This window comes from Tenacibaculum sp. TC6, from assembly GCF_050606265.1.
Lineage (GTDB): Bacteria > Bacteroidota > Bacteroidia > Flavobacteriales > Flavobacteriaceae > Polaribacter.
The window spans coordinates 45,453-64,287 of the sequence record NZ_JBOCUK010000003.1 but is presented as its reverse complement, the minus strand read 5'-3'; the positions used below and the strand labels follow the sequence as shown (position 1 = coordinate 64,287).

The window sequence follows — 18,835 nt, the reverse complement described above, 5'->3', positions numbered from 1 at the left end:
GTTCTAAAATGATTTATATTTTTTTAATCCTTTTTCTTTCTTGTAATACTTTTCAAGAAGGCCGTAAAAAACTAACTCATGCATACCTGAATTAGCTGTTATAAACCTATTAACTGTCATATGTATGTAATTACTAATCAAATCTTTTATAATAAAATCAGGTTCCTTTATTAATCTAGAATATATTGTATTTTTCAATGCAATATTTCGCTTATCAATTAAACTAGAATATAAATCTTCTTTTAGTATTATTTCACAAATACGATTGTATTCTTTTCTGAATTTCTTATCGATTTGAGCCCTAATAGTTTTATTAGAGTTAAACTCAATAGATATATTTTTATACATAGCGTCTAACATCAAGTATTTTTCTTCAAGAGAAAAATTAAACAGCTCAAAATAAGCATCTATACTTTTAAGACAGTATAACCATAAATCATCTTCTCTATTGTCTTTTTTCAAAGATTTTAGTAATTTAAGAACCATTGTACTGTCTTCGCTAAAAACTGTCTCAGTTTCTTCTATAAATTTCCCATAATATCTCTCGACTTCTCTTTCATATGTAGAAATATCTAATTTCCAAACTAAATCATTTGAAATAAGATCCTTGAAATAATTATTAAACATATTTATAACTTTTCCTTTTTCTTTATCATTTTTTAAGTGCAATCTTATTCTTAAATGAAAGTCAGGGTCTTTATATCTTATAAAAAACCATTTATCTATTATTCCATTATTCTTTAGTTCTTCAATAATTCTATCGACTTTACTTATCAAAATCTTATTTGCTATGTTAATCCCTGTGAATATTTTAAAATACACCCATTCATCACAAGGGGAAAAACTTCTTTTGATATCATCATATTTTATATTAATCTTTGTATCACTTGGTTCGGGTTTGCAATAAAAAGACATTAAATATTCATTGCAAAATGAATTTGTTTTATAGTCAGAGATAAATTCAGTAATTATTATTTTTTTCTTTTTTTCTAATTCTTCAAGCAACCAATTTACCATGTAAGGATTTTCTATATCCAATACTATTGGCTCTCTATTGTTTTCTAATAAGGTAATTAGATTTGGAATTTTTAACTTCTGTAAAAACTCTTTAAAAATGTAATTTGAATCTACTTCACTACTTTTTTTCTTGAAATCATTAAATTCAGAATACCTAATACTCCATCTTGCTAAAAATAAAATAATATCGTCTCCGTATTTAATTCTTGGGATATAGCTAAAATATTGATAGAAAAGATTATTTAAATGTAAGTCTAATATATTACTTCTATATTGAGATTGCAAATCACATAAAAAATGATAAACAGGAAGGGTATCCCTATGATAATTTTGAGCACAAGATAAGAAAGGAATAATTTCTCTTTGATTTTTATCTTTTAATTTAATATTCCCGTCATCTATACTTATCAATATATCTTTTAACAGAACGGTTTTTGTTGTACTACTAGATTTTGATAAAATTGGAATTTCACAATCTCTATCAACATTTCTAATGGAGATATTTCCTGCTCTATAAGCTGGTAAGTGAATTATTTCTGCCAGTAATTTGTCTGAAAATATTCTTTTTTCAGCTTCAGTAATTTCATTAGCAAATTTTTTTATTTCATCATCACTTGACGTAAAACGACCAATATAATGCAAAGCCGTTGTACTACCTACAGACATTATAGAAATAGTATCTTTTACTTTACTGTATAAAACTGAAAATGTTCCTGAAAAATCTTTAGTATTTTTCTTTTCACGCAGATCATCTAGGTTCTCTAATTTTAAATCTATTTCAGTAGCATGATTTCTATGTGCCTTGAGAATTGCATCAAACCAAAAACCATCAATATCTTTATTACTGGAAAATTGCTGTTCGTTATTGGGGTTTTCTATTTCATTAAAATCTATATCATCAATAACATTAGAAAAAGAGTTAAAATCATTTTCGTCTTGAATATAGCCAATACCAGTTACATTATCTAAAACTGACAACAAAGGCATTTGTCTGGCCTCGTATCGTTTCATATAAGCTTCAATGAACTTCTTTAAGTTTCTATTTGGAACGTACTTATTCAAAAAAGTTTTAGGTGTAAATAGCGATAATATTTGGATAGCTTTATTAATTTTTTTTAAATCTTTTTGAAATAAAAAGGGAGCTTTCTTTTCTACATTTTTTTTTAAGTTTGTATTTATTAAATATTTAGGATTAAATTCTAGTTCAGATTTTTGGGCAACGCTTATTATTTTTTTGTATTTAGATATATCATTATACTTAGGGGCATTATCTAAGTACATTAAACCTTTATCTAACTCATTTAATAAATTAAATACTGTGTTTATATATTCATTAGGCTCTTTCATAAAGTTCTCTTCAAAAAAAAGAATTAACTGCTTTAAAGGCGATTCATGATTTAAACAGATATCTAATGAACTTGTTATTATTTGCGACCTTATTAATTCCTCAATGTACTCGTCTATTTCCTCTTTTTCAACCCCCTCAAGGTTATCTAATAAAACATTATGAAGTTCTTTTAGTGACAAGCCTTTATCAGTTTCCTTCAAAACAAAACTCAAAACTTCATCTTTGTTAACAGTTGATAGCTTGAAATTTATATCACTATTATTTTCTATCACTTCAATATATCTTATTTCATCTCCTAATGCGTAACAAGTATTATTTGGAAAATATTTAAGCTTTGATTTTATCTCTTGTCTTTTATTCATAGTATGAATAAGTTTCATCAAGAAAGTCATATCTAAACTAGAAAACCTACTATAAGAAATATTCGTATTATTATTGTCTGAGTTTGGTTGTAAAATTGAATATGTAGAAAACAATCCAAAAGGAACCGGATTAGAAGTTACTCTAATGTAATATTTTAAAATACTTCTTACTATTTTTTCTTCTTTATTATTATGACCGTTATAGAATTTTTCCCATTCATGGTATAATTCGGGAGATGCTAAAAAAATTCCTTCTTTGAAAAGTGAATCGTTAAAGAGTTCTTTTACAAAAGATACTATGTCTTTTTCTTTCTTAGGAATTTTAAAAAAGTTGCTGAAAGGTAACGTGGGCTCTCTTAAAATAACTTTGTCAAAATTGAATATTTTATTATCCCCCATATACTTCTTTAAGTTGTGTTAATTTAAATTTTTCAGCTATTTGAAAAATATTATCAATTTTTTCTTCGTTGTTTGCACCAATATCAAAAAGAATAAATTCATCAATTCCATAAGAGATTTTATATTCATTTAATAAATCAAAAAGAGAGTTTACAGTAACTGGAATAATTTTCCATGCTTGAGATAATGAAACACCTTCTTTTTTACAGGCTAGTTCAAATTTTTCTTTAGCTTCTTTAATCGTTTTTCCAATTGATATACCAACAGCTATATTAATCTTAGGGTAAAATCCATTTTTGCTAAAAAATACTTCCTTATGTTTTATCATTTTTTCTTTTTCCAACCCAGTATCAGTCGTTCCTTGACCATGAAACAAAGATCTTGAAACGTTAAATTTATATTTAATTATATCATCGAAGTTATTGTATGAACTAGATAAATACCAAAGTTCTGGTAAATCTCCTTTATAAGGAGGGATTATTACCTCCTTTTCTTCAAAATTATATTGCTCATTATTTATTAATTCAGCTATTTCATGAATTTTTTGATTATAAAATCCTTCTTTATTAAAGTCTATTTTTTCTTTTAAATATTTTATTCCGGGATTACCTTTGGCCAATCCCAAATCTATTCGTCCTGAAAAGAGATTATTTAATAATTTAAAGTTAGTTATAACTGAATATGGTTCATACATTTTTATTAAAGTTCCAGCTGAACCAACCCTTATATTTTCGGTCATACCTGCAATAATTGTAAGTAAAATATCCGGATTCGTATATGGAATTCTTGGGTCTGGACCATGGTGTTCTCCTAACCAAAACCTTGTGTAATTTAATTTGTCTGCTACTGTAGCATACTCAATTATTTCATTTACGGCACTTAATGAGTTTTTATCTCCTCTATCTCCAAATTCTAAAAGACCTAATGATATATCATTCATAACCTAAATATTTATTAAGTATAAATCATTTATTATTTCAATATTTTCACCACTGATGGCATACAAGGATACAGCTCCTCCCAGCCAACCAGTTAAAATTTCTAAATCTCTGTCTCGAAAAACACCTTTATCAATTCTTTGTTCCATAAAGCTTAAAGTTTTCTCTTTCCAGAAATCTATAGATTTTTCATATTTATTGTTATTTGTTAATTTAAATAAACTGTAGTACATCATTAAAATTCCACAACTCCCATGACACATATGAAAATTCCTAACAGCAGTTTTCTCTTCTTCTATTCTATTTAGAGTACTTAGCGATAGTAAAGCTGCTATATCTAAAATTTCATCATTATTAAATAAAATAGCCGCTTTATAAATTATTAATGAACGACTCAAGTCTCCGTTACACCAACCTAGTCTATTTGTATAGTAGTACTTATTACTTTTATTTTGCTTAGAAAATGATGTTTTATTTTCAGAAGCTATATTATAAGGGAATAACGAGCAAAAATCAGATAGCTTTCCTCTTACCATTTCAACATCTCCAGTGAGGTCTTTTCTAAATTCACATAAAGATTTGATAGATTTTATAACTATCTCTTTTACTTTATCTTTTTTAACTCCTTTATGATATAGGTTCAAGCATATAGATATAATTGCAAAACTCCCATGAGCTACACCAAAGTTAATTCCTTCAACATAAGGGTCATCAAAATTGTTATAGAATAAAAAATCATTTTTCACACCATATTTATATAATACATCTACTATTTCATTAGTATAATCAACTCTATTTACTTCATTTAGATAATGAAATAGTCCAATAGCACCATAAAAAAAATCAAACCTTTCTTCTTTTAACATTTTTAGGCAGTTTTCATAGGCCATATCACTTATAACATCTAATTGTTCTGAATAATCCTTATCTAAAACCCCTTCTTTCAACAAAATATTTAATAAAATCCCCAACCCAACTAGTCCATCAGCTAATGTTATATTTTTAATTATTTCAGATTTATTTTGCGATATATCAGCAAAAATATTTTCAAGTACTTCTTGTGTTTTTAACAAATAATCATCTTCATTTTCAATCTTATAAACTAAGAAAGAATAAAGAGCTAAACTTAATTTTCCTGAAAAAACACTGTCGTCTTCAAAATTTGACACGTCAGAATATAAAACCTTCTCATTAATATAAGAAAGAATCTCTCTAATTCGTTTATCACTTTTTTTCATAAATCTTTATAATTTAAAAAACATAAATAGTCATGTGACTCAAAGGTTAATTGAGTGTTAATCAAAGCCAAACCAATTCCTATTAATCCATGTTGAAAAGATAATTGAATTGTTTCGTCAAAGCCGTTTATGTAAGTTTTATAACCTGCCCAATCCGATTCGTGGTAATTAAAATTAATAATACGATTTAGCCAATAATCAGCAGCTTTTTCATACTTATTTGAAAGTTCTTTAAACTTATCAAAAAAAACAAAAAGCCCTGAAGCTCCGTATACTAACTCCGCATCTTTTATAAAGACACCTTCATCATCTCTAAAGTTAGAAGCATTATCTATAATACCTTCTCCAATTTTAAAGTATGCTTTATCAACATATTTCCCTAAATGTAAAAAAGTATAACCTATACCAATATCGCCATATCCTAAACACTGATAGCTTTTTTGACTTCTTTTTTGTTTAACATCTGCGAAAGGAAAAAGCGTATTTGGTTCATCTTGTTTGAAGCTTAATACAAACGATGTTGATTTTTTAATCATCATGGCACATTTTTCTTTTTCAAGTTGATTCTCTACCATCCTTGATAAAAAATAAATTATCCCAGACATTCCATGAACAAAACCTAACTCAACTATTGGGTTTTCTTTATTTCGCATTGGAAATCTCCAAAAAATAGATTCTGCATTTTTATGTATAGATAATTGATCAATAAATTTCACTATAGAAATCAAATAAAATTCATTGTTTAGTTTAAAAGTTTCTCTTAGGTCAATTAAATAATTTCCAACTCTTAATACTCCTTTTAAGGAGCCTAGATCTTCCTCTTCTATTTTGTCATCCAATAAGTTTAGTATAAATGGTTCGATTTCTTTAATTATTTTTAAAGCATCATGCTCATCAATACACTCTTTTTTATGTAAAAAACAAACATACTCCCCTAATTCTATCAGATCAAACATTGAAAAATCCTCAATTTTTCCACTCTCTAAATATGCCAGTGACTTTTCTAAGTAATAAGAAACTTCGTTTAAATATTTATCTTTCTTAGTGTATAGGTAGTAGTAGTAATAAAATAATGAAAGACCAAGACTACCGTTTTTTAAGCTAATCGAATCGAATTTATTTCTCAATTTTCTTAAAACTTTTTCTATGTCATATATTCTTTTATCGATTTTATTTATCATATCAATATTACTTCTAGCATACAGGGGTTATCTTCGTATTAACAACAAGGAGACTAGTTAACTAGTAAGAAGTTCATTTTTTTAGGTTGATAAAAATGTCACACAAAATTTTTAAAATTTTGTGTGACAATCTTTATACTTATAACTCAGACTCACTTTTTGTTTCATGCAGTTTACATATTATCTCTACAAGAACAGGCAAGCCCATTAGAACTAAACACTTTGTCTCCTTTTACAGCAACCTTTTAGTTCTCCTGTAATTTAAATAAAGACTCTTTGTTCAATTATAATCTTTAGTTAATTTGATTTTACTCAAGTTTAAAAGATTTAAAAAATTAAATAAAACAGACTAACTATTAATTCTAATACCGAGTCTGAATGATTTTAAGATAAATCTAACTCTTCTGATCCGTTACAAGAATTATCTCTACAAGTACATTTAGGTCCACTTGAACTAAATACTTTGCCTCCTTTTACAGCAGCCATTTGGCTCTCCTGTAATTTAGACAAAGACTCTTTGTTCAATTGTAATGCTCTAGTTAATTTGATTTTACTCATAATAAATAATTGTTTTAGATAAAAGAGGCATACAAAATTTTAAAAACTCTGTATGCCAATCCAAATACTATAAGCTATCTACTGTAACCTCTTTATCTTTACAAGAGTTATCTCTACAAGTACATGCTGGCCCGCTTGAACTGAATACTTTTCCACCTTTTACAGCGTTCATTTGATTCTCTTGTAATTTGGATAAAGATTCTTTATTCAATTGTAATCCTTTAGTTAATTTGATTTTACTCATGGTTAAATGTTTTAAAATTAATAAATACAGGTCTCTTTTAAAGTCATAACCTTTTTCGGACTAACATATGCATACGTATTTTTTTCAGAAGAACTCTGATAATTATTTCAAATCCTAATCAAGTCTATCTCTTTCGCTATCATTTCCAAAACTCACTTTTTTTATTTTAACTTTATTATTTCCAAATTTATAGCGTACAGAAAATCTTATTCTTTGTCTATCATACTCCAATTGTCTATTAAAACTTATACCATTTGTTTCACTTCTAAGACCTAAATTATTTGAATTTAGAATATCTTGAAAGTTTACTGAAAACAGCCATTTCTCATTCAAATTATATCTTAAACCTAAATCAAGGTTGTATATGTCTGATAAAAAATAAACTCCATCTACCCCTGATGATGAGTACCAAAAGTTTAATTCTCCTGAAAGCTGTTTATTTGAGGTTACCTGGAAAGAATTATTAATTTGAAAATAATAATTAAAACCAGTTTGACTATCTATCGTGTTAGTTATTGAAGAATTAATTTTAGAATAATTAATATTGAATTGTAGATATGAACTCAACCAACTTGCTATTCCTTTTAAGGTATACGATTCTGTTAAACCTAATGAGTAACTGTTAACAAAGTTTTCCCAAATAGTATATCTTAAATTGTTAGAATTTTCAACTATCGTTAGTTGATCTGAGCCATTATTTGTTTGAGAATAATATAGTGTAGTATTTAAATTATTTTTTAGTGAATGACTAAACTCTAAATTATCTATAAAATACGGTCTTAAAAATGGGTTTCCTTCCGAGTAAATAAAAGGGTTAGAATACCAACGAAAAGGATTTAATTGAGAATAATTAGGCCTCTTAACTCTTTTACCATAACTTAAAGAATAATTATTTTTCTCGCTTGGAGAATATGTTACATAAGCAGAGGGAAATAATTGTGAAAAATTATTTTCATTTGTTGTGTTCCCTTGTTTTAAACTTATAGAAGTTCCTTTAGTTTGTGTAAGCTCTAACCTTGTTCCTAATTTTAAACTCCATTTACCTAAATTCTTTTGAAAGTTTAGGTATAGTGCTTGTATATCTTCATTATATTTAAAATCATTAGTTCTATTTGTATCAAGCATAAAACTGTCATTGGTTTTACTAAATGTTTTGATTCCACTATTAGTTTCAATAAACGATAGTTTGGTTCCAACTGACATATTTAGAAATTTATAAGGAAGAGTGAAGTCAGCAGAAGCTGTAAAAAAATTAATTTTTTGAGTTGAATTAAACCTCTCTGTTATATCAGTATTAACTTGATTTGTTGAAGTTTTATTTAATTTTTCGGACTCATTATCATAATTCAAATAATTAAAATCAACTTTCATTATTTTACCTAAAGTATCAAGTTTAGACTTTAAAAATACATTTAAAGAATGGTATTCTATGTCTTTTTTATAATCACTTTCTGTTGATGTCAGTTCATTTAATGAAGATGAATTATTTTCTTCTAAAGAAGTAGGATTACTATAATTAGAAAGATAACCAAAACCAATGTCAGTTTTAGGCGAAAAATCATAATTAAACTCCAATCTGCTAGAAAGAAACTTTGATTTATTCTTACTATCTTCATTTATATTTGTTATCCCTTGATTATAAAATATATTTTCTTCTTCTCTTGAACCAACAGTACCAAGGCCACTATTTACGTTTAAAGACATTGATATTTTATTCTTTTGAAAATTAAAACCTCCTCCTAAATAACCTTTAGAGTACTGAGATTTTTGATATGTTGATCTAATAAAACCCGAAAAAGAATCATTTGTGTTTTTCTTTAATATTATATTTACTAATCCACTATTTCCTTCTGCATCATATTCTGCAGGAGGATTTGTAATTACTTCTATCTTATCTATATTTTCAGAAGGTAATGACTGTAGGAAATCGGTTAAATCATCTCCAGATAGTTTAATAATTCTATTATCAACCATAACTCCAAGTCCACTTTTCCCTATTAAAGATAATTCTCCGTCATTAACTTTAAGTAATGGAGTATATTTTAATGCGTCAATGGCATTGCCTCCATCAATTGAAATACTTTTACTAACATTAAAAATTAATCTATCAACTTTTTTTTCTATTATTCTTTTTTCTCCCTTAATTACAACTTCATCTAAGTTATTCTTACTCTCTTCAAGAATTACAACTCCAAAATCATAACTATCATCTATTGAAATTTCTTTTAACCAGTCTTTATATCCTAAGAAACTAATTGATAATTTATATCTACCTTCTTTTACTGTTATACTAAATATTCCATTTTCATTAGTAATTGTTCCTTTTACAATTTCATTTTTTTGATTCGTTAAGACAACATTAGCAAATTCTATTGCTACATTTGAAGAATCTTTTACCGTTCCTCTTAGTTCAATTTGAGCATATGTAGAGTAAGTAAAAAGTAAAACCATTGAGATAGTTTTTAATAAACTCATTTTATTCTTTAATCTTTAATTCATAAAATTATTTTCTTATAGCTATACTCTTACTACACAAAAGTGTAGTTTTCATTAAAAGTTATTTTTTCAAGAAGTTCTTGATTTGTTATTAAGTGTTTATTTTCTTCATAAAACCCTATAAGTCCAGTATATGAAAAGCACACAGGGATAGTTTCTGACCCCAAATAATTAATTGATTTTCCTACCACTTTAGCTTTTATTCCTAATAAGGATAGGACTCTCAATAATTTGCTATCACATTCAGCAAAAGCGAAATTTTCAGTATGACTACATATCGGAGAGATTGCACAAATCATTAACTTTTTAAATAGGTTGCTATCTTTTATCCCTTTTTTAATCGCAAACCTACCAATATGCCATATCTCATTAAAACATCTATCTTCTATATTTAGTAATGGATTTATTCCGAACAATCTTTGAATAGGTAGTTTATCTATATAGTTCCATTTTAAAACCCTAATAGAACCGGTAATTTTCCCTAAATCATCTTTACTGACAAATATTTTAGAATTTGGTACATATTGAACTTCTTCCTTATAAACAGATAAAATATATTTTTTTATACTTTTAAAATCATCTTTTTCTATGTGATGATTAAAGTTTTCTTCAACTACAAACTTTGATAAGTTATATACTTCTTTTATTGCTAATTTTTCTAAATAATTTTTTGAGAGGATCATAGATAATATAATTTTTACTCTCAAAACTATCTAGTTAGGGCTTTCAATGAACTACACAAATTAGTAGAATATTTGTAATTTATTAATTGAAAAAAATGAGAAGAAAGTTGTTTGGCTTTTTTTTTTGCTTACTTTTGACAAGAAAGTCCCTTCAAAACTATGAATAACATTAATGATTTTTTTTCTTCACAAAATATTGTCACAAACATATCTGAAAATGAGCACAAGCAAACGGCTAATTATTTGGAAGCAATAAAAGCTTTTGCCAGAACCACTTACAAAAGCATTTATGTAATAGATTATCAAAAAAAAGGATTTGAATATGTTTCTGAAAACCCTCTCTTTCTATGTGGTCATAAAGCAGAAGAAGTGAAAGAAATGGGCTATCTTTTTTACTTTAAATATGTTATACCTGAAGATATAGATTTATTGCTTAAAATAAATACGATTGGATTTGATTTTTATCAAAAAATACCATTAAACGAAAGAATATACCATTCTATTTCTTATGACTTTCATTTAAAAAATCAAGAAGGTAGAACATTCTTGATAAATCAAAAATTAACTCCTATTTTTTTAACTGATGAAGGAAAAATATGGAAAGCTATTTGTATTATTTCTCTTTCTAATGAACAAAATTCTGGAAACATAACCATATACAAGAAAGGAGAAAATAAAATTTTTAAATATGATTTAATTGGCAATTTTTGGAAAACAGAAGAGAAAATTGAGCTTTCTAACAGAGAAAAGGAAATTTTAAAATTTTCTGTAAGAGGATATACAATTAATGATATGGCAGACCCTATGTTTGTATCTCCAGATACAGTTAAATTCCATAGAAGGAAGTTGTTTGAAAAATTAGGGGTTACTAATATTTCAGAAGCTATTGTATATGCTATCAATAATAAATTAATTTAATTAGTATTGATAGAAGAAAAATAAAATTCCGGAAATCTTTTATACTCTTTATTGGTTGCTATTTTAAAAAGTAGATGTGTGCAAATACTAGCTACCAACCAAGAACCAATAGATAATTGTGGTGGAGATAATTTTTTATTTTCATTTAAGTACTCATCTAATATTTCATCAATCCATAACTGAGGTGTTCCCCAAAACTTCATATAGCTTGACGTATATTCTACTACTCGAAGCTCATTAACCTTTTGTCCATTTTTTGCAATAGCTTTCAATGATAAACCATTAGGTGATATTACAGTAGCCAACCCTCCCCAACCTAAATTATAAGGGTGAACAACTGGTATATTATTTTGTTGGCAAACCTCATCAAAAATCAAAGGCACATTTGAAGTAAAATCCAACGCATTAATTGCTATCTTATGATTAAAAATATATTCTTCTATATTTTCTGCTGTTAAAAAACAGTTATATATATTAATACATGCTTCCTTATTTATAGATAATAATCGTTTTTTTATAGCATCTACCTTATTTGTATTAATATTATCCTCTGTGTAATTTTGTCTATTTAAATTTGACTTCTCAACATAATCTCCATCTATAATAGTTATGTTTTCAAACCCAAAACGCAAAGCACATTCTGCAATAACACTACCAATCCCAGCACCCGCCAATAAAACAGGGTAATTTTTAATAAGCTCTTGCTCTTCCGGTTTAACATATATTCTATTTCTACTATATCTCATATCTATTGTTGTTATGATTTACAGCAAAAATAATGAGTACTCCATTATTATATTCTACTCAAAAGGGTAGTTTTATATCTTTTCAAAATTCTTAAAAAAGACCAATTTTAAAATAACCAAAACTTAAGCCAGCTATATAAAACAAATAAATACAAACAGTATTAAATTATACCATAATAAACATTTAGATAACACTATTTATAATCGTATCTAAATTATGAGTTTCATCAAAATTACCAAGCCATTGGGCCGTTTCGCCATGATCTAAAAAGCTGTTTAATGCTTCCCTTACGGCTATTCTGTTTTGCTGTGGTAAATCTTCAATTACTTCTGTTAAGTTATTCAATAAATGTTTGGGTGAGGTGTTTTCTTCAAACAGCTTAAATGCTATTCTACCGGTAAGGTCTAAAAACTTTAAATAATTAGTTTTGGTGGTTATTGGAGTATCTATTCCTAATTTTCCAAAAACTTCTGTTACTACTCCAGAAGTTTGACGACCCCAAACACCATCTACTAATATTTCTTCATTGTAAATGTATTTAAGAACTAATTGTAAATACAAGGTTTCTGATTTAGATGTTTCATTATAATCAACAGGAACACTGGTATCTACATGCCAATGATCTTTATGATTCGGGTAGTAATAATTCAACACAATTCCAAAGTGTTTTCTTAAAAAAGATTCTATGCCTAAATACAATTCTTTTTGATGTATAAAATTAGCAGTTACCAATGTTTCGTTACGCCAAAAAATGGCATCTAAATCAAATGCCTTTCCGTGTCCGTGCTGTCCGGGTTTATCTACAAAAATACCTGCAGTTGTAATTACTTCGGGTACTCCTAAAGGGCAATGAGTAAAAACTTCTTGTAGTGCATTTTCAAGTACCGGTAAAAAACTTTCGTCAATTGAAAAATTACGTTGCTCACCTCTGGTACCATACGGGTGATTAGTTAATCGTGCATAATGTAAGGGAATTCCGTTTATTTGATTTATTGTTTTCATAATGGTTCGTTTTTATGTATTAAGTTACCCTGTACACCTCAACAACTTACAAGGTAATATTGGTAGTTTTTCCTTCTTTTGTATATTCTTTTTTTATGCCTTCTAACAGGTACTGCTTTTGTATTTGTTGCTTTTTATTTGCTATGGTTTTTAAACAAGCATACTGAACAATATTTACAATATTTGCTCCTGTCATATTAAATTTTTTAGCAAGTTCTTCAACAGCCACAGATTCTTCTAATTCTACATTTTGAGGTAAATTATTTTTCCATAATACAAGTCTTTCTTCATAATTAGGCGCCTCAAATTCTATAATATTATTAAATCGTCTGGTAAAAGCAGAATCTATATTGTTTTTAAAGTTTGATGCTAGAATAATTAATCCGGGATGTGCTTCTATACGTTGTAATAAGTAAGATACTTCTTGGTTTGCATATTTATCATGAGCATCTCTTACATTGGTTCTTTTTCCAAAAATAGAATCTGCTTCATCAAAAAATAAAATCCAATCTTGATGAATTGATTTGTCAAATAACTTAGAGAGATTTTTTTCTGTTTCACCTATATATTTTGATACTACCATTGATAAATCAACTCTATACACATCTTTATTTGTGTATTTTCCTAACAAACTTGCCGTTAATGTTTTTCCGGTTCCGGGTAACCCGTAAAACAAAACTCTGTAACCCGGTTTAATTTTAGACTGCATTCCCCAATCTTTCATCAATACCTCATTATATTCCAACCAATGCTCAATCTCTTTTACCTCTTCCATGGTTTTTGAATTCAATACCAAATCATTCCAACTTAAATCTGTTTTAATTAAGCTTGCCGGAAAATCTTGACTTAATTGAGGTTTTAACTCTTGTCCTGTCAAAAATAAATGAACGTATTCTTCCGATAAAATCAATTTTGCAGACGTTAATGGCTCACCTTCTAAGGTGTTTTCTACATATATAATTTTATTTTTTATCAATCGATTTTCATAAAGAATATAAGATCTGTTTGATAACCTATTAGTTATATAATTACCTGATAATACATAAAGAGCTGTTTCTACAGTGGGTAAAATACCTCTATATGACTTTCCTTTAACTCCTCCAAACTCAGGAAATTCCCCTCCTTCAGGAATATAATCTTCAATAATTCTAGTATAAAAATTTGGTGTGAAATGAGGTATTAATGTCAATAATAATAAAACAACTTCATAATTAGACAATTGGTTTCTAATGATAAAATCAGACAAAAATGTTCCGTCATCTTCTATTTTTGGTTCAACCACCTCAATTATCTCATCTCTCAATTCATATGATAGCCTTGCCCGAACTCTCTCTTCAAGGTATTTTATTAATTCTAAATTAATTAATGAGTTTATTTTTGTATCAATTACTTCCATATTCACTTATTTTAAGATGCACTTTCTGTTTGCGTTTCATCTTGCATTGCTTTATGATCTTTTATGATGTTATCATAACTACTATCAACACCTAATTTAGCAGTTTTATTTCCAAAAGTATGCTGGTTAAAATCGGCTTTGTAATTTGGATCATTAGGATCTGTTACCATTTGTTTTTTAGTAAATTCATAACCGCTACTCTTATAAAAAACATTTAAAAATTGACCTGGTAACTCTTTAAGATCTTCATTAATTTCTTTCTGTAATACTTTAACTAATTTTCCTTTTACTTGCTTTTCGTCTAAACCTTTGAATTTTTCTGGATTGAATTTCGGGTTATCTTTTGCAAACTCCTTTTCTAATAATTGATTTAGATTATCTCCTTTTTCATGCTTTATCGTTGCAGATACATTTAAATCAAAAGTGGAAACACTAGGATCAGAAAAAACTGCTGCCATTTTGTTTTCAACTCCCAACATTGCTTTTCTGTTATAGTCGGGAGAAGAAGGATAAATATTTAATGCTGCGTTTTTCCCTGAACCACCAAATCGATCTCCTATTAAATGTGCATTATCAAAACCATTAGCAGCACTATCAGTAGTTCCTCTAGGATTACCTTCTAGTTTAAAAACCAGATTATCTCCAAAAACACTTCTGTTTTCTTTAAAATCATTACTTCCCTTAGCAACCTCACCATAGGAAATTTCTATTTTAAATTTTGGATTATTTTTTCCTTTATCTTCACCTGTATATGGCTTGGTTGTATACTCTGCTAAATATTTTTTAGTTGCCTTATTATAAGTCATCGTTATTTTATCTGGCTTATAATGACCATGTGTTTTTTTATAATTCTTGCTTGCTCCTTTTTTTAATTTCCCTTGGTCTGCATAGTTATCATCTGTATCACTACCATCAATATACAATGCTGGCAGAGGATTGGTCTTACCTTTAAAACTAACTTTGTTAATTTTACCTGTTTTAGACATTAATTGATATGCCTGATTTTCTTTCTTTTCTCCTTTAAATTTTAATTTATTATCAGCATGATTGCCTAATTTAGCTTTAAACTCAGGTGTAATTTCATCATTATTATCGGTAACTTTTTTACCTAATTGACTCAGGATTTGCGGCTCTTTTTCCAGTTCTTCAATATTTCCGAACTCGTGAACTGCTGCTCCCTCTTCTGTTGTATTATTAGGTGCTATTTTAATTTTAAAATCTACATCATTATCTTTTTTATCACTTTCTAAAGGAGTTACCGATACATCTATATTAATTCCTTTTTTTAATTGAGGTTGGTATTTATCTTCAAATGCTTTTGCTTCTTTTTTCTTTCTTTTATGAAATACTTCAAAGCTTTCATCTTTTTTAGCTTTTTCACTTAATTTCTTTTTAATGGTAGTTGCAATTTTTTTGTGTTTTGCTTTGTCTTTTGCCGTAAGTTCTGCCGGTTTTTGTTTTTTGTTGTCGTCTTTAATTTTTTTAGCAGCTCCTTTTTTAGGTTTCTTTTTTCCTAAAATTTTATTGAACATTTTTTTAGCCTTAAAAATTATTTTATCGATGGCTTTATCAATCTTTTTACGAACTTTCTTAATAATCTTTTGAATTTTACCGGTAAGCCCTGTAATTCCAACCAAAGCCGCTAAAAAGCTTATCAATACAGGAATGGCTTTAGCCAACGCTGTTTCAATCCCTTTAGCTACTGCTTTAACATTTCCGGAAGCTAACGCTTTTATACTATCTATAAACGCAGTTACCAATTCAAAAATTTGTGCGGCTCTTTCTACAAAAAACTTCACAATATCTATAATCATCATGGCGGCTTTTACAAAAGCTCCTGCCGGACTCAACAATCCCATTACCCATTTGATTCCTGCTTCAATAACTTTGGTAATAATCATATCACGAATGGCATCCATAACCATTTCTTTAAGATTACCGAATTGTTCTTTAATGTATTCCCAAAGCCCCATAACTCCTTTCGACTTAACAATGGTAAATATTTCCACTGCTTTCTCTATTCCGGCAACAACAGGCTCTCCTAAATGTTTAACAGCTTTACTTCTAAAATATTCCCAGGTAAGCCCCAACATTTGGGCTACCAGACTAAATATTCCTGAAAGACTAAATAAATTATCCGGTAGGGTAATACCCACATTTCCTAAAGATCCTGTTAGCCATTCTATCAGTCCTTTAATCATGTGTTGTTTAATGTTATTACCAAAATCAACAAATCCTTGCTTAATTCCACTAATTAAATTACTTAAGAAGCCTATCGGGTCTGAAATAATAGCTCCGATAGCGCTAGCCGCCGCCGCTAGCAGATTAAGCAATAAATCTTTTATTTTTAAGATTGTTTTTATAACTCCGGCTAAGGCATTAAGCGCTGCTCCAATCCACCCTGCACTTACTCTTTCTTTTATTTCATCAAATTTTTCTTGAAGTACATCTACATTTTCTTTGTAAGACTGTGCTAAATCTGCGGCTAACTCTTCTTGTTTTTCATAAACGGTATCTTCTAAATCTGCATATTGATCATTAAAATCGTTAAAAGCATCTTCTGCCAGTTTTTTTTGTGATGCATCCAGACTATCAAATTTTTCTTTTGATTTTTTCTTTCCTTCAGCAATAGCATCTAAAGCTCCGTTTAACCCATCGGCAATAATGATAGAAATATCATCTAAAACGCTGTTCATTTTAGTGATAAATTTATTTTTTTCAACTCTGAATAGTTTATCAATAGCCTCCGTATCTTCTCCGAAAATCCAATCATCAATTACCGTCCATCCATAAATTTCTCCTAAGCCATCTTCAACATTTTTCTCAAATGTTTTTTGAGCACTTTCTGCTTCTTCGCTAAACTTTTTATCAACATCTTCAGAAAGTTTTTCTAAACTATCGGTTACTTTCTTTTTTGTGTCATTATAAATAGTTTCAAACTCTGCATAAATTTTTTCCTGCTCTGTTTTATCATTGGTTTTATTAGTGGTTTGATTTGTTAAAACCGTATTTTCTGATAAAACTTTGGCTGCTTGCATTTGATCTAAACCTTCCTTACTATCAACCGAAGCTACTTTTTGGGCAGCTCCCAACTGTGCTTGCTCTTTCTTTCTATATTTTGACGGTGCTAATTTGGCTTCTGTTTGGGCTTTGTTTTTTTCATCTAAAGCTCCTGTAAATTTAGGCTCATTAGATTTTGCTAATTGCTCATCGGTAACTTCATTCTCAGTCATGTAATCATCTAATGACTGACTTTCTTTTTCCATTGAAATTTCTTCGGAAGTCTTAGGCTTCGGAATAGCTGCTTTGGCATCTAATTGTTTAGGTGGTTTCCCCGGATCGGCAGCAGGTAAGGGTTTTACTTCCTCTGTAGGTTTGCCACTTGCAGGTGCTGGTTTGTTTGCCTCACTTTTCATGGGCCCAGCTAACTTATCTCCTTCAGCCGTTACTTGTCCGGATATATTTTCTTTAATGCCTTCAATAGGCTTATCTTCTTTAAACTCTTTTGCTTCATCAGAATTTTTAGGTAAATCATCTTCTAAATCTTCTAAATTTTTCTCTAATAGTTTTTTAAATGATTCCGGTGTAAAAGGTTCTCTTTCTTTTTCTTTTTCAGATACTTCAGACATTGACTCAGCATGCACTTCTTGATCATTTTTCTTCGATTGTGCTTCTGCTGAGGCATACCCCGCTTCTTTTTGCTCAGTAACTTTTGCTGAAGCTTCCGGGTGTTGCGATTTTTCTTCTTTTGTTTTTTCTGTTTCTTTTATTTGTTGTTGAAAAGCAGGGTCATCTTCGGGTTTGGTAGGTGCTTTCGGTATTTTCTTTTCTGCTTTCTCTACTTTTCCTTTAGGTTCTTTTTCTTTTTTATCAACCTCTTCTTTTCCTGTTTCTTTTGCTTCTACCTTTTGATCCGGTTGTACTTCAAGAGAAGGAATTGCTGTATTTTTAGGCACGGCATTGTTTCCTTTTAAGGCATTTACAACACTGCTTTTGCCTTTAGAGGACATCATTTTTCCTTGTTGTTCTCCTTTTTTACTTCCTTCTTGTCCTTTATTGCTTTGAAGTTCTTTAGCGCCTTCTTTTTTTTCTAACGTAGTTTTCTCTTCTACTTTATTTAAAACTTTTTGAGGGGTAGCCTGAAAAAAATCAGGAGTTTCTTCTGTTGTCTTTTTTGCGGAATCTTTAGAAGCTTTTTCTTTATCATTATCCGATTTTATCACCTTCATTTCCGGTTGTATGAAAGGTGTTTTTTTATGCAATGCTGAATTGGGTTGTGGTGTATTATTTTTCTTAGCTGTAAACATA

At 28.7% G+C, this 18,835-nt stretch carries 13 protein-coding genes; 1 reads left to right on the top strand and 12 read right to left on the bottom strand.

The features are described 5' to 3' along the window. Window positions 1–3: 3 nt before the first annotated feature. From ACQY1Q_RS02775 to ACQY1Q_RS02740, 8 genes are all read right to left on the bottom strand, one after another. The gene (locus ACQY1Q_RS02775) at window positions 4–3,126 is read right to left on the bottom strand and encodes a lantibiotic dehydratase (RefSeq protein ID WP_431003763.1); all 3,123 of its coding nucleotides are present in this window, start codon (window positions 3,124–3,126) and stop codon (window positions 4–6) included. Further along, window positions 3,116–4,066: an LLM class flavin-dependent oxidoreductase gene (locus ACQY1Q_RS02770; RefSeq protein WP_431003762.1), complete on the bottom strand. Its 951-nt coding sequence runs from the start codon at window positions 4,064–4,066 to the stop codon at window positions 3,116–3,118. Before ACQY1Q_RS02770 ends, ACQY1Q_RS02775 begins: the two co-directional genes overlap by 11 nt. Before the next feature lie 3 nt (window positions 4,067–4,069). Beyond that, complete coding sequence (locus tag ACQY1Q_RS02765; protein WP_431003761.1) at window positions 4,070–5,302, bottom strand: lanthionine synthetase LanC family protein; 1,233 nt, start codon at window positions 5,300–5,302, stop codon at window positions 4,070–4,072. After that, window positions 5,299–6,483 (bottom strand): lanthionine synthetase LanC family protein, encoded by a 1,185-nt coding sequence (locus ACQY1Q_RS02760; RefSeq protein WP_431003760.1) that lies wholly within the window; start codon window positions 6,481–6,483, stop codon window positions 5,299–5,301. The genes ACQY1Q_RS02765 and ACQY1Q_RS02760 overlap by 4 nt, the downstream gene beginning before the upstream one ends. 384 nt (window positions 6,484–6,867) lie before the next feature. Further along, complete coding sequence (locus tag ACQY1Q_RS02755; RefSeq protein WP_431003759.1) at window positions 6,868–7,041, bottom strand: class I lanthipeptide; 174 nt, start codon at window positions 7,039–7,041, stop codon at window positions 6,868–6,870. Between the two features lie 67 nt (window positions 7,042–7,108). Then, complete coding sequence (locus ACQY1Q_RS02750; protein WP_431003758.1) at window positions 7,109–7,285, bottom strand: class I lanthipeptide; 177 nt, start codon at window positions 7,283–7,285, stop codon at window positions 7,109–7,111. 114 nt (window positions 7,286–7,399) lie between these two features. Then, on the bottom strand, window positions 7,400–9,736 hold the full coding sequence (locus tag ACQY1Q_RS02745; protein ID WP_431003757.1) for a TonB-dependent receptor domain-containing protein: 2,337 nt from the start codon (window positions 9,734–9,736) through the stop codon (window positions 7,400–7,402). Between the two features lie 77 nt (window positions 9,737–9,813). After that, window positions 9,814–10,464 (bottom strand): hypothetical protein, encoded by a 651-nt coding sequence (locus tag ACQY1Q_RS02740; RefSeq protein WP_431003756.1) that lies wholly within the window; start codon window positions 10,462–10,464, stop codon window positions 9,814–9,816. A gap of 159 nt (window positions 10,465–10,623) precedes the next feature. On the opposite strand from ACQY1Q_RS02740, the gene ACQY1Q_RS02735 reads away from it, so the two are divergent. Further along, entirely contained in the window at window positions 10,624–11,382 is a 759-nt protein-coding gene (locus tag ACQY1Q_RS02735) for a response regulator transcription factor (RefSeq protein ID WP_431003755.1), read from the top strand. Here ACQY1Q_RS02735 and ACQY1Q_RS02730 read toward each other — a convergent pair. The 4 genes from ACQY1Q_RS02730 to ACQY1Q_RS02715 all read right to left on the bottom strand — a co-directional run bounded on the left by ACQY1Q_RS02730 (window position 11,379) and on the right by ACQY1Q_RS02715 (window position 18,834). Further along, window positions 11,379–12,128 carry a HesA/MoeB/ThiF family protein gene (locus tag ACQY1Q_RS02730; protein WP_431003754.1) on the bottom strand — a complete coding sequence of 250 codons (750 nt, stop codon included), beginning with the start codon at window positions 12,126–12,128 and terminating at the stop codon, window positions 11,379–11,381. The two genes, ACQY1Q_RS02735 and ACQY1Q_RS02730, sit on opposite strands and share 4 nt — an antisense overlap. A 184-nt stretch (window positions 12,129–12,312) precedes the next feature. Then, the gene (locus tag ACQY1Q_RS02725) at window positions 12,313–13,131 is read right to left on the bottom strand and encodes a hypothetical protein (protein WP_431003753.1); all 819 of its coding nucleotides are present in this window, start codon (window positions 13,129–13,131) and stop codon (window positions 12,313–12,315) included. 46 nt (window positions 13,132–13,177) lie between these two features. Continuing rightward, window positions 13,178–14,527 (bottom strand): ATP-binding protein, encoded by a 1,350-nt coding sequence (locus ACQY1Q_RS02720; protein WP_431003752.1) that lies wholly within the window; start codon window positions 14,525–14,527, stop codon window positions 13,178–13,180. A gap of 11 nt (window positions 14,528–14,538) precedes the next feature. Beyond that, a complete protein-coding gene (locus tag ACQY1Q_RS02715; RefSeq protein ID WP_431003751.1) occupies window positions 14,539–18,834 on the bottom strand; it encodes a DNA/RNA non-specific endonuclease in 4,296 nt (1,431 codons plus the stop codon). Window position 18,835 lies beyond the last annotated feature (1 nt).